Source organism: Imperialibacter sp., from assembly GCF_040222815.1.
Lineage (GTDB): Bacteria > Bacteroidota > Bacteroidia > Cytophagales > Cyclobacteriaceae > Imperialibacter.
This window is the reverse complement of the sequence record NZ_JAVKCH010000053.1, coordinates 66969-79954: the sequence shown is the minus strand read 5'-3', so window position 1 is coordinate 79954 and position 12986 is coordinate 66969. Positions and strand designations below refer to the sequence as shown.

The following is a 12986-nucleotide window of genomic DNA, read 5'->3' as shown; positions in this document are numbered from 1 at the left end:
GGCCGTTAGCGGGTTGGAACCCCTGGGGCGGGAATAATCGGATCTTCCTGAGTAAGCTGGTCAATCAGCAGGCCGGTAGCCACGCCAACCGTGAAAAAAACTCCAAGCTTCAGCGCCAGCGGAACTTTGCGTCTTATGGTGAATTCTTCAGTAAAAACCACCTCATCCCGGTTTCGCTTATCACTTATCTTCAGCCGGTAGTCTTTGCCGGGCTTCACCTTGACTGGTAAGATCAGCTTGGTATTCCCAACGTTGGGACGCTCCTCCAGCACCGCCACCTTGCTTTCCCCTTTATACAGCTCGAAGTTGAGCACGTTGTCGCCCCGCCCACCGGACCACACCAGATCATACGGCTTGCCTCTCTTCAGTTCCTTGTAATCGTCAAATCCGTCGAGAAAAATAAAAGGAACGTAGACACTGCCCTTCAGCTCAAACGCCAGCTGCCCAACAAAGTTCTCACCGAATTCCTCCTTTGGTTTCCAGACGATTTTCTTATTTCCTCCCACCGAAAGGTTGACTCCAACATCGCCAGACACCTTTTCCAGGGGTTGAATAAAGTTGTCCTGAGATGAATAAAGGAAAAGAGCGTACTTCCTCTCAAGGATATCATCCTTGAGGTCGTAGTTGATGATCGCCTCGTTATCTTTTAGCTGAATTTTGGTAATTACTACCTCCTGTGCGCTCAGGTAGTGGAGAAGAGAGCACTGTAGCATGACGAATCCCACAAACCTGCGAAATACTCTGGCCATACATTTTATCGAAAAGAAAGTCGAATGATCCTCCTGTCCCGTTCTGCTCTCAAAAAAATGGACGAAATAAAAAATGAGCAGTTGACGAAACGGTTTGACTGGAATTATCGAAAATTGAGCATAACTAACTAAAAAAGCAATACTTATTAACAGGTATATTTACAGACCCCAGCATAGAGATAACCGCCTGCCGTGTACCGCATTTTTAAAGCTGCCAGCAGGCTCATGCGGGTGCGAAGGAGATTACGGGGTAATAAACGATTGGACAAATGACCTGAAGAGATTAAATTTGTATCGTTGCCCCAATCCCGTAACCCCTATATTTCTGACCTAGCACGTCTCTCTACTTCCTCAACTCCAAAAAATCCTTCAGTCTCCCCTCGGTATCATACATTTTGAATGAAAGACTTCCTCCATTCACTCCTACAATGCAGTAGTGATGGCCACGGTAGGTCTTGGCACTGAACCAGGCACGGGTGGGTGCAAAGTCCTCAAGATTGCCGCCGGCACCACCCGCCTGAATATAGACCACGCCATTTTGCTCGCTTACCTTGTTTGCTTCGATAGGCATGGTGCGTTGGTAGGTGTGCAAGTGGCCAAAGAAGACCATGTCCACACCATATTTTTCATACAGTGGCACTATCTCTCTCACCTTTTTGTCGCCCAGGTCGGTAGGGCCTTCCCAGCTGTTGCCGTAGTCGTCTTCATCCGCCGAGTAAGGAGCATGATGATGTGCCACAAACTTCCACCTGGCAGTGGAAGTCTTCAGCTTTTCCTCCAGCCACACGTACTGCTTCGCTCCCGGCGCAAACTCATCTCTCTTATTGCTGTTGAGCATGAAAAACTCGGCGTTGCCATAAGTGAAGGAGTAGTATCCTTCAGGCTCGGGCAGGGTATGGTATTGATTGTACCAATACAAATCCGACTCGCCATTGCCCGCTACTGGAAATACCGGCACCCGGCTGGTGAGCTGCGTCATGGCGGCAAAATATTCGTAGTTCCACTCGAACTTGTGGTGCTCCTGGCCACCATCTGTCAGGTCTCCCACAATCATGAGGAAGTTGGGGCGCTCATCCCAAAGCATTTTGGCCACCCTGTCGTTCACATGGGGCCGGGCTTCGGTGTCGCCAATGATTCCAAACGCAAATGGAGCATCAGGTTCGATGGCCGTAGCAAAAGTCAGCACGCCCGACTCCATTTCCTGTCCATCTTCCGACACCACTTTCACATTGTAGAAGTAGGTGGTGCCGGGCTGCAAGTTGTCCAGTGTCAACTCCTGAATGTATTTCTCTTCAGCGCCAGGGCCTTCTTTTTTCAAGCTGGCCACTGGAAGTTCCTTTTTCTGCTTCAATGGCAACGATTCCCCATATTCCACTATTGCCTTGGCAGGCCGATCTGTTTCCCAAAGAAGGTTGATGCTGCTCGTGGTGGCGTAATTGAGGTAAGGCCCTGCATTAAAATGAAAGGTATCGGGCCAAAGCTTGCCTTCTTCGACATGCTTTTGAAGGTAAGCGTAACGTTGCTTGATTTCGGAGGCGTTGAGTGGGCGGTTGTAGAGCCTGAAGTTTTTCAGCATATTGCCCAGCTGCATATAGGGTTCGTTGTGCATGTAGGCTGCCACCTCCAGCTCTTTGTCCTGAGTTAGAGCTGCCATGGCTCCCACCTTTTGCTCACCAAGCAATTCGCCGTTGAGGTAGAGCTTCATCGAGCTGCCATCGTACACGCCCACCAGGTGACTCCAGTAGTTTTTCCAGCCTCTCCCTTTGATTTGGTGGCTAACGACGGCGGCAAACGGTTCTTTTTCTGGCTTCAGAGAAAATATAATCTTTCTTTCGTACAGTCCCAGCAACCATTGCGGCTCCGCTCCGGTGTACTTAGGCTTCACAGCGGCCAGCATCCCTACCGCCTGGTTCACATGGTTCACCAACCAACACTCCACGGTAAAGCTGGCAACAGGAAGCTGGTTTTGAGGCAAAATACCAGTCAGCCTTTGTGTGGGTTCCTCCCCCTTCAGCACGAGGGGAATACTTCGGCTGTCTATATCAGTAAAAACAGATGCCGGAGCCTTGGGCTGATTGCCGGGAGTATTATTAGCTCTGGCTGGCAATGTATACTCAGGCCAAAGCCACCAGTCGCCCAGCAGGCCGGTTTTGATATCCTGAGCCAGGCCAACAGCGGCCTGCAAAGTAAACATGAGAAGGATGAGACAGCATTTCATTGTTTTATAAAATCAAATTGGTCGATGATATCCTGATCGGGGTCTTTCACTTCCAAATGGATGGAGTCTCCATGCACAAACATGCGGGCGAGGTGATGCTTCCTGATCAGCCTGTCCATCACTGGGTACTCCGACTTGTCGTCTTCAGGCTCAAGACCTCCTCCAGCACCTCCAACAACTAGAAAGTTGACTTGCTGGTTTCCGTAATTTCTTGTTAAGCGTTCATAATCATGTGTATGGCCAGCGACAACAAAGTCGATGTTAGCAGACTCATAAACGGAGTCGAGCAACTCTCTAACTACCTCATCGCCATGGTAGCCAGGCCAGCCCTGAGACAGCGGTGGCTGATGCAAAACCACAAAATGCCAGGTGGCTGATTTCCACTCCGGACTTTCTATCTCACTCAAAAGCCATTGCTTTTGGTCGCTGGCATCAAAACCAATTGGGAAAGCTTCGTTCGGGTCGAGAGCGATGAAAGCGCAGTTGGAATACTGCCACGAGAAATAGTTTTTGCCAGATGGAGTCGTGATGTATCGGTTGAAATTCTTTGGCTTGAGATCGTCGTAATAGCCGTCATAGTCGTGGTTGCCCGGGACGAGATAAAATGGAAAACGGCCATTGGCTAACCCCAGACTGGTCAGCAAGCTTTTCCACTGCACCGAATCTGAGCCGTTGGCCACCAAATCACCTGCCCCAAGGCTAAACTTGTCGTCATATTCATTGGTGTAAGACATGAGTTTACTGAAAGTGTTCCAACCGCCCTGGCTATCGGCCCAGAGTGTAAATGAAAAAGGACCGGCGGTTTGCTCCATTTTTGGTACTTCGTATACTTCTGTCCAGGTATCGAGCTGCCGAATCCTGTAAAAACTGGCGTTGCTTAGCTGCTCCAGCGGAAATCTGAACAGCTGCTGCTTGGCTGTCACTATAAACTCAGTCGTAAGGTTAGTCGGGTCATTGCCTGCGAAAATAGTTGCCTGTCCATTGCCCGAACTCAACCAATTGAGCTCGAAGCGGCCTTTGTTATTCAGCAAAACAGGGTCGCTTGGCACGGGATATGCACTCAAAAGTGCTTCAACCCTCGTAATATTCTCTATGGTCGGGTGCTCCACAAGAAGGCTTGCAGCTTCCACGGCCTTTGCCGACGGCTTGCTCAATCGCAATACCTGATTGACGGCGGCACCTGCTTTTCGATAGAGTGCCAGCTGGTTCTTGTAGTCCCGATAGTTGGCGAGAGGAAGCAGTTTCACTGTGCGCAAGCCACCAGCCATGGCATTGTTAAGTACCCTAATCGTCAGCGTATCTCCAGCCGTGGCCGTGAGATAAAACCTGTCGTCCATTAGCCTTTCCAGCTTTTTACCATTGAGGAATACCTGGGCGCCATCGTCCGCATTGACCTCCAAAAGTGAAGAGTCGATGGGGTCAACCACCAGCCGTTGGTACCACATGGCGGTGTTTGGAAGAGTAACACGGTGAGGTAAGTCGAGCACTTCGGTCTGTTCCCATTCCGGGAATTCAAAGTCTGTCAGACTTTCATTTATTCCAGCTACGTATCGCCAACCTTGATCGATGGGTTGAATAATAGCAGGTGTTGGTGTCTTGACCGCTTTCCATTTTTCTGCCAGTGTAAGTCTTGCCGAATCCTGCGGCGGAAATATGGTATAGGTAGGTGAAATAATTGAGTCCTGCTGCCGACAACCAAAGGCCGCCAGCAACAGGAGCACAATTACCCTTTTGAAATCCATCACTTAGTGATCATTGAGCCAACAACTGCTCCTGGCTCAGGAGTATTAACATATTTAAGCCCCAGTAAGGTAGCTGCAGTGGCTGCTACCTGATTCTGGTAGAGCTGACCATCCTGCTTCACCTCTCCTAATGCTGGCGTATCCGGGCCAATCGCCATCATCCAAATTTCTCCGCCACCTTCGACCTGGCTACCATGACTTCTCCAGGTGTCTTTCGGAACTGTACCTCTTCCGTGATCGGTTGTGATCAGCAGGGTGGTTTTGTCTTTGTATTTGGGGCTGGATTGGATGTACTGCCAAAGCTCTTTTATAAACTGGTCGGTGCGGCGGGCTGAGTGCAGATATTCATCATATTCGCCATCATGGGCCCAGTCGTCAGTCTCGCCATAGCTGATGTACACAAGCCTTGGATTGTTCTTTTTTACATATTCCATCATAAAATGATGGGTAAAGGCGTCAAGCCTCACTCCTCCCCATGGGCCGGGGATTTCGTCCTGCAGCTGGTTCAAAAACTTTTCTCTGTCTGTCAGGCTGCTTCCGGTCGCTTTCATAAATCCGGCATTTACCGGAATGCCGCTTCTTTCAGCGTTGATGATGTAGGGAAAAACATCCCATGATCCGAAGCCAGCAACTTTGCTTTTGTATTGAGGCTGGTTGTTGACGAACTCAAGCACAGTTTTATTAGGGTTTGGAATCTTGTCGTTGCTGGTAATCCTTTTGTCATCAGCAAATCCGGATAAAATTTCGTTATAGCCGGGATAAGAGAACCACATGCCATTAGCGCAGTTTACTTTGTTTCCCTCGTTGCGGTTGCCATACATCTGCCCCTTTGTTGCAATCTCAGACCAGAAAAAAGGGAACAACTTTTCTCGCCTTGTCTTCGCATCTTCTGCCCAAAATTCTTTCTTCAGACCTTCTACATTCTCCACATAATCTTTGTCGCCGATCAGCGCTGCGTCGGCTCCTCCATAAAGTTCCTGCCAGCGAAGGCCGTCAAAAGTAATAATGAAGACATTCTCTGTTTTCAGGTCTTTCTTTTGAGCAAAAGTGCCCAGAGAAAACGCTAAACCGGCAATAAGAAGTAAGGTGTTTTTCATTGTCAATCGGGTTGCTCCAAAAGTTGAGGGGGACAAACATCCCCCTTACTTCCAGATAGGTTTGAGGCAAAAATTACTTCTTATTTAGTTTACATCCCACCAAACACGGGTGGTAATTGCATCGGTACCCTGGCGGGCAACAGCCGCCTTATAATTGTCAGCATTTAGTGCCTGGGCGTCGCCTGGATACATAAAGCGAACCGGTACGGTAGGAATCACCGCACCAGGGCCAGGTGTAATTGCTGGTATGCCGGTTCTTCTCCAATCGAACCAGGCCTCCATGCCATTGAAGAAAAGAGCGACCCACTTCTGGGTGCCAATCTTCTGCAACTTCTCGGCTGTTGTGCCAGTGTAAGCAACATCAGCCTGAGCGAAATAAGCCGCATCAGGTGAAGCCACATCAATAATTTCAGGATAGCTACCTACCGCTAGTCTCTCGAGATAGTAGTCAAAAGAGGCATTGATACCATTGAGGTAGTAGGTTTCGGCGGTACCCGTTGAGATAAATCCACGCTCCCTTGCTTCCGCCAAAATAAATTGAAGTTCAGCATAGCTCATCAACATGGCCTCAGCGGCTGTTGGTGAAGCTCTGTCGGGGTTACAAGCACGACATGCGAACATTAAGCCAATTCTTGAAATGAAATTGGAGCCAACTTTTTCAGGGTCACCGCTTGGCGAATAAGCCAAAGCCTGAGCATCAGCCAGGCCATTAGGCACGCCTGCATAGTCAGCATGGCTGCCCACAACACCGGCGCCCGAGTCGTTGGTAGGCTGCGCATACACAAATAATCTTGGATCATTCAGGTCTTTCAGAATAGTCTCCATGTTGACGCTCAGTCTGTACTCATCAAAAGAGCCCGAACGATTGGTATACTGCGGCTGCTGATTAGGCGCATCTGACAAGTACTCCAACGCTACGTTGTCGTCGTTGCTTTCAAAAATTGGATTTGCCTCAAGGTTACCAAGGATCGCCTGCATCCCTGAAGATGGGTCATTTCGGTCCGACAAACGCATGTAAATTCTCAGGCGTAATGAATTGGCAAATTTTCTCCACTTCATCAGGTCACCATCAAAAAGAATGTCGCCACTAACCGAACCAGTAGCACTCGCCAGGATGGTATTGGCTTCTGCCAGCTCGGCCAGCACGCCCTGATAAATTGACTCCTGCGTATCAAACGCTGGAAGGTTGGTGCCTTCTTTTGCACTTGTTGCTTCAGAATAAGGAATATCGCCGTAAGCATCTGTCATGAAGGAATACATCCATGACCTCATGATTTTGGCAATACCAATGTATTGCGGCTGCCCGGCTTCCTCAGACAGTATGATGATGTTATTTACATCACGCATGGCATTGTAGAAATTATTGTATGGGTCTCCTTCCGGGCCCCAGAGGTACCTGTCTTCACTGGTGAACTGGATTTTTGCAGAATACTGCATCACCACGTTGCCGTAGCCCCACGCCAGTCCCGCCACTTCGTTCACAGGGTTTCTGATGATAGTGGGAAGCAACAATGAAGCTGGTACAGATTCAGGACTGTTAGGGTTTGTGTTAACCTCCTGGAAGTCTTTATCGCATGATGTAGCCACAAAAAGACCAGCCAGCAGCGCTATTGATTTTATAGAATTGCTTTTGATTTTCATTTCTTTTTTCCTTTGAAGTTTTAAAAGATGAACCATCTTAAAGTTTGAAGCTTAGGTTAAAGCCAAAGCTTCTGGCTGAAGGATAAGCCATGTTTTCAACACCTGGCTGAAGTGTGCCACCTGACATAGAAAGTGTTTCCGGGTCGAAGTGAGGGTTTTCAGTCCAAAGCATCAGGTTTCTGCCTACTACAGAGAAGCGAACATCTCTGAAAGGAAGACGACCCATCATAGTGTTAGGGAAGCTGTATCCCACTCTCACTTCACGAAGCTTCACAAAAGAGGCATCGTATTTGGCAGCCTCTACGTTATTCCGCTCGTAGTAACGGTTATGCCAGTCACGGCTTGGTATTTTGATCTCGTTGGGGATGTAGTTTCCATCTCCAGTATCAATCACACCCGGGCTAACAATGCCGTTGCCTTCCAGAGAAAGGTCATAACCATTGGCACGTCCGTACAATGTTTCTTCCAGCTGACCTGAAGTGCTACCAATTGTTTTGGTTCTTGACACCACAATTCCTCCCTGGCGAATGTCGAACAGGAAGCCTGCATAGATGCCCTTGTAAGAGAAGTTGTTGTTGATACCTACCATGAAATCGGGGTTATAGTTACCCTGCAGCTTCAATTCGGGATCTCTCAAAGGAGTGCCCTCAGCCGAGTGGATGATTTGACCGTAGAAAGGACTGCTCTTGTCTTCTACCCTCGCAAAACCAACACCATAGATGTTGCCCATTCTTTCACCTTCACGAGCCTGAATGTAGGCACCATTTCTTTCAGTTAGCGTATATGCTTCGATACCTTCTGCCAGCTTTATCACTTTGCTGCGGTTGCTGGTAAAGTTTACATTCACATCCCATTTGAAGCCATTGTCCTTCTTAATTGGGGTTCCCATCAACATCAATTCCTGTCCATAGTTTTGAATTTCGCCAGCATTAATGATTCTGCTGGAGTACCCGGTGGCGATGTCAAGCGTGATAGGGATGATCTGGTCTCTGGTTTTGTTGTCATAGTGAGTGAAATCTACTCCAAGACGACCTTCAAAAAATCTTAAATCAACTCCTACCTCGTAAGAAGATGTCCTCTCTGGCTTCAGCTCTGCGTTACGAAGAACAGAAGATTCTGATTTAGATTGGATCGATCCCCAGGCGGTGCCGGAGCCGTACACATTCGAAAGGCTATATGGATCGGTGTCATTACCAACCTCGGCATAGGCCACTCTCAACTTAGCAAACGACAGGAAGTCGGGCATGGTAAACATATCACTCACTACGCCGCTCAATGTTACTGAAGGGTAGAAGTAGCTGTTGTTGTCTACAGGCAATGTACTGGACCAGTCGTTACGGCCGGTTATATCCAGGAAGATCATATTTTTGAAAGCCACCTGACCATAGCCATACAAGCTGTTGATGCGCTTCTCTGATCTGCTTTGAGACACTTGAAGCTGAACAGCAGAGTTTGAGAAATTATAGATGCCCGGGATCAATAGCTGCGGTGCTACTGTCGACTGGAACCTGTTGTTTTGGCTCATTTGGTTGCCCCCGATTGAAAGACCAAAAGCCCAGTCGTCATTCACATTCTTATTGTAAGACAAAAGGAAGTCGGTATTTCTTTCCTGAAAGTATACAGCATCTTCTCTATACATACCAAGCGGGAACCTTTGTGTAGAAAATGCCCTGCGGCGATCTCTCAAGTCGTTGTACAAGTCGTTACCAGTACGTACCATCAGGCTAAGCTCCTTGGTAAATTTGTAGGTAGCAGAGAGGTTTCCGAAGATTCTGTCTTTGTCCTGCCCGTTGGTGTTCTCGTAAGTCGTGAAATAGGGATTGTCGTGGTAATTGTAGTTGTAGTTGTACTGTTGCACGCCTTCCAAACCCGGCATCCAGTAGCTGCTCAGGTTTTGGGTATTGATTTGTCTTCCGTACCAAATCCACAAGTACATCAAGCTTTCTGTACCGTAGCTAATCGCTGGTCTGTTGTCGCTCTGGCTTTTCACATAGTTGATCGTAGAGTTGATGCTGAGCTTCTCCGTCAGGTTCAGTCCACCTTTCAACGATACCGAGTTTCTTCTCAAGTCAGTGTTAGGTACCATACCTGTTTGGTCGAGGTTGGTATACGACAAACGGACATTGCCCCAGTCGTTGGAGGTGCTGAACTCAATGTTGTTGGTTCTCGTGACACCTGTTTCAAAAAAGTCGTTGATGTTATCAGGCTGAGCCACCCATGGTGTTGACGTAATCGTGCTACCAGCAGGAGCGTTAAGATCACCACCACGAAATCCTCCAACGCTTCTTGGAGAGTCGAACTGAGGTATCAATTGTCCGTTTAATTCTGGGCCCCAGCTTTCGTCCACTCCGTCGGCAATACCTGCCCCGGAGCCATCCACAAACGAAAACTGCCCGTTGTTACCCTGACCATACTTGTCCTGCCAATCGGGCATTACAAGTGGATTTTCAAACGTTAAATTGCTATTAACAGCTATACCGATTCCTTTTTGGTTTTTTCCTGATTTAGTGGTGATCAGGATAGCTCCATTGGCCGCTCTTGAGCCATAAAGTGCTGCTGCAGCTGGCCCTTTCAACACAGTCATGGAAGCAATATCATCGGGGTTGATTTCACCAGCTGCGTTGCCATAATCCACTTCGAGGTTACCTGACCCTGAAGCACCATTCACATTGTTGCTTATTGGAATTCCATCCACCACAAACAGCGGCTGATTGGCGTTGATATTTAAAGAAGATTCGCCACGGATAGTGATTCTGGCAGAACCACCCACACCTGCTGCTGCATTGGAAACCTGCACGCCAGCTACTTTACCTGAAAGAGAATTAACTACGTTAGTCTCACGTGCTTCGGTAATGTCCTCGCCATTCACCTGCTGCACCGAGTAGCCAAGCGCCTTCGTTTCTCTTTCGACGCCAAGTGCGGTTACAACCACCTCTGACAAGCTTTTTACGTCGAGTTGCATGGCTACATCAATCACCGACCGGCTGCCAATGGCAACTTCTTGTGAGGTGTAACCTACAAATGAAAAAACTAACGTTGGCTCCTGAGTAATCAGGTCGAGGCGGTAGTCGCCGTTCACCCCTGTAATGGTTCCGTTCGAGGTACCCTTTTCTAATACGGTGAGCCCAATAAGCGGCTCTCCAGCTTCATCTTTCACAACACCGCTTACAGTACGTGACTGTGCCAGTGCGTTGAAAGAAAAAGCCATCAACAAAAGCAGGGAAAGAAAAGCGCTCCCTAAAGCTTTTTGATTAGGTCTTTTTTCTGGTAATGGTTTTTTCATAGTTTTAAATGGTTAAGACGATTTTCGTTTTAGCACAAAGCCTCCACCCATCCTTGTAGAAGGACGTCTTTGCGGATCAGGAAGAGGTATTGGCCGGGAATGTTAGCGCATTTCCGGCTTACTTTTTTTATCGGCCTCAGGCAATCGAATTGCCTTTTTCGATGCATCAAAGGTAGGTGGGCGATATTTACCTATATTAAACTAATATTTAATTCATTGTTAAATATTAGCTTCTATTACCAAGTAGTTTACATATAGTAAACAAATAGCAAAATTAGTGGCTGAATAGGTCGGGGAGTGGAATTGCTGGACTAAATTTCAGAAATGCAGCACAAAGTGCAATTCTTGCTGGTTATCAAATGTTAACCTCATCGTTATCTTTCCTTCATCCCCCACCGATTTATTGCTTTTAAAAATGGAGCATGTTTTTTTGAACCCTCAACCGCTTGGATCATGACAGATAACATCATAGGGCAGCTCGGACGCAAGCTGAAACAGACCCGCCTATCAAAAGCACTGAAGCTTTACGAAGTGGCCGCCGAAGCTCATGTGAGCAAGGGTTTGCTATCGAGGATTGAAAATGGACGCACCATCCCATCGCTGCCTGTCCTCATCTCAATAGTTCATGCCCTTCAGGAAGAAGTAGGTACATTCTTTCACGATATCTACAGAATGCAAGAAAAGCCTTACCTGCTGCTCAAAAAAGATGAATATAATGAATTTGAAAAAGAAGGCACCAAAGGGTTCAAGTACCACCACATTCTAACACGCACTATTTCCACTATCACAGTTGAGACAGTCCTACTCACCCTGGAGCCTGGGGCCGAAAGAGAAATGGTCACGACGGATGCTTTTGAGTTCAAGTACATGATCAGCGGGTCGGCCCTTTATCATATTGGTAGTGATGCTGTTCTACTGGAAGAGGGCAACAGCTTGTACTTCAATGGAAAAACGCCGCACGCCCCGTCCAATCCCTCAGCATTGCCATGCACCATGCTGGTGGTCTACTTCTTCTTTAATGATGAGCTAATATCATAGGGCACTTCGTAATAAACAGATAAAGGCAGCTTCATCATGCCTTCACTGTTGTCCTTCATTTTAGAAGTTCTAACGAACTCAGAGAATGAAGGAGAAAAGTGCGGACGTAATTGTGGTGGGCGCTGGCATTGTAGGCCTGGCGATGGCCTTTCACTCAGCCAAAAAAGGAAAGAAAGTTGTCGTTATTGAACGGTCGCAGCAGGCCCAGGGAGCCAGCATCAGAAATTTTGGTCTGATCTGGCCAATTGGTCAGCCCGGCGGCCCACTACTCGACCGGGCTATGCGAAGCAGAAGCACCTGGCTGGAAGTAGCCCCTGAGGCAGGGATATGGCTGAATCAAAATGGCTCCCTCCAGTTGGCCCATCGTCAGGATGAATGGGATATCATCAACGAATTTTACCAGGCAAATTCAAACGAGGGTTTCCAGATCGAAATAGTTGCTGCTGACAAAGCAAAGCAGCTAAGCCCTGGGATTAAAACTAAGGGTTTGAAAGGCGGGTTGCTCAGCTCAACTGAATGCACAGTTGACCCAAGAGAGGCCATCAGCAAATTGCCCGGCTACCTTGAGAAAAAATACGGAGTTGAAATGGTGTTCGGCACAGCCGTGACGCAGATAGAAAAAAACCGGGTAACGACGGCTGAAATTACCTGGCGGGCTGAGCAAATATTTGTATGCAGCGGCGCCGACTTTGAAACGCTTTTTCCTGAAAACTTCCAGCAAAGCGGCATTACCAAATGCAAACTGCAAATGATGCGCACGGGGGCTCAGCCTCATGCCTGGAAAGTGGGGCCTTCACTTTGCGCCGGGCTCACTCTTCTGCATTACGGTGCTTTCAAGGATTGCAAAAGCCTGCCTGCATTACGGGCCAGAGCTCAAACGGATATGCCTGACCTGATCAAGTGGGGCATCCATGTGCTGGTGTCTCAAAACGGAAACGGGGAGCTGGTGCTGGGCGACTCCCACGAATACGGCTTATCCCTTTCTCCTTTCGACAGGGAAGAAATCAACGAGCTTATCATGTCCTACCTGAGCACCTTTTTCGAAGCGCCCGACATCGCTATCAAGGAAAGGTGGCATAGCATTTACCCAAAAATGGAGGGCAAAACTGAATTCGTTGCCCGGGTGAGCGACCACACTACCATCGTTAATGGGCTGAGTGGAGCCGGCATGACATTGTCGTTTGGTCTGGCTGAGGAGCTTACAAACGCACTGTAGCC

At 48.1% G+C, this 12986-nt stretch carries 8 protein-coding genes; 2 read left to right on the top strand and 6 right to left on the bottom strand.

Annotation, left to right across the window (positions count from 1 at the left end; all coding sequences use genetic code 11):
- Positions 1 to 5: 5 nt before the first annotated feature.
- From RIF36_RS25375 to RIF36_RS25350, 6 genes are all read right to left on the bottom strand, one after another.
- Positions 6 to 749: a hypothetical protein gene (locus RIF36_RS25375; RefSeq protein WP_350125740.1), complete on the bottom strand. Its 744-nt coding sequence runs from the start codon at positions 747 to 749 to the stop codon at positions 6 to 8.
- Between the two features lie 343 nt (positions 750 to 1092).
- Positions 1093 to 2967, bottom strand: a complete 1875-nt coding sequence (locus RIF36_RS25370; protein ID WP_350125737.1) for a metallophosphoesterase — start codon at positions 2965 to 2967, stop codon at positions 1093 to 1095.
- Positions 2964 to 4709 (bottom strand): metallophosphoesterase family protein, encoded by a 1746-nt coding sequence (locus RIF36_RS25365; RefSeq protein WP_350125734.1) that lies wholly within the window; start codon positions 4707 to 4709, stop codon positions 2964 to 2966. Before RIF36_RS25365 ends, RIF36_RS25370 begins: the two co-directional genes overlap by 4 nt.
- A complete protein-coding gene (locus RIF36_RS25360; RefSeq protein WP_350125731.1) occupies positions 4709 to 5806 on the bottom strand; it encodes an alkaline phosphatase family protein in 1098 nt (365 codons plus the stop codon). Before RIF36_RS25360 ends, RIF36_RS25365 begins: the two co-directional genes overlap by 1 nt.
- Before the next feature lie 84 nt (positions 5807 to 5890).
- Positions 5891 to 7447, bottom strand: coding sequence for a SusD/RagB family nutrient-binding outer membrane lipoprotein (locus tag RIF36_RS25355; protein WP_350125728.1), 1557 nt, complete (start codon positions 7445 to 7447; stop codon positions 5891 to 5893).
- Positions 7448 to 7484: 37 nt separating this feature from the next.
- Complete coding sequence (locus RIF36_RS25350) at positions 7485 to 10730, bottom strand: SusC/RagA family TonB-linked outer membrane protein (RefSeq protein ID WP_350125725.1); 3246 nt, start codon at positions 10728 to 10730, stop codon at positions 7485 to 7487.
- 453 nt (positions 10731 to 11183) lie between these two features.
- On the opposite strand from RIF36_RS25350, the gene RIF36_RS25345 reads away from it, so the two are divergent.
- A complete protein-coding gene (locus tag RIF36_RS25345) occupies positions 11184 to 11768 on the top strand; it encodes a helix-turn-helix domain-containing protein (protein ID WP_350125722.1) in 585 nt (194 codons plus the stop codon).
- 85 nt (positions 11769 to 11853) lie between these two features.
- Positions 11854 to 12984, top strand: coding sequence for a TIGR03364 family FAD-dependent oxidoreductase (locus RIF36_RS25340; protein WP_350125719.1), 1131 nt, complete (start codon positions 11854 to 11856; stop codon positions 12982 to 12984).
- Positions 12985 to 12986 lie beyond the last annotated feature (2 nt).

Coding starts and splice junctions, on each gene's coding strand:
- RIF36_RS25375 (WP_350125740.1), bottom strand. CDS start 749: ATGGCCAGAGTATTTCGCAGGTTTGTGGGATTCGTCATGCTACAGTGC.
- RIF36_RS25370 (WP_350125737.1), bottom strand. CDS start 2,967: ATGAAATGCTGTCTCATCCTTCTCATGTTTACTTTGCAGGCCGCTGTT.
- RIF36_RS25365 (WP_350125734.1), bottom strand. CDS start 4,709: ATGGATTTCAAAAGGGTAATTGTGCTCCTGTTGCTGGCGGCCTTTGGT.
- RIF36_RS25360 (WP_350125731.1), bottom strand. CDS start 5,806: ATGAAAAACACCTTACTTCTTATTGCCGGTTTAGCGTTTTCTCTGGGC.
- RIF36_RS25355 (WP_350125728.1), bottom strand. CDS start 7,447: ATGAAAATCAAAAGCAATTCTATAAAATCAATAGCGCTGCTGGCTGGT.
- RIF36_RS25350 (WP_350125725.1), bottom strand. CDS start 10,730: ATGAAAAAACCATTACCAGAAAAAAGACCTAATCAAAAAGCTTTAGGG.
- RIF36_RS25345 (WP_350125722.1), top strand. CDS start 11,184: ATGACAGATAACATCATAGGGCAGCTCGGACGCAAGCTGAAACAGACC.
- RIF36_RS25340 (WP_350125719.1), top strand. CDS start 11,854: ATGAAGGAGAAAAGTGCGGACGTAATTGTGGTGGGCGCTGGCATTGTA.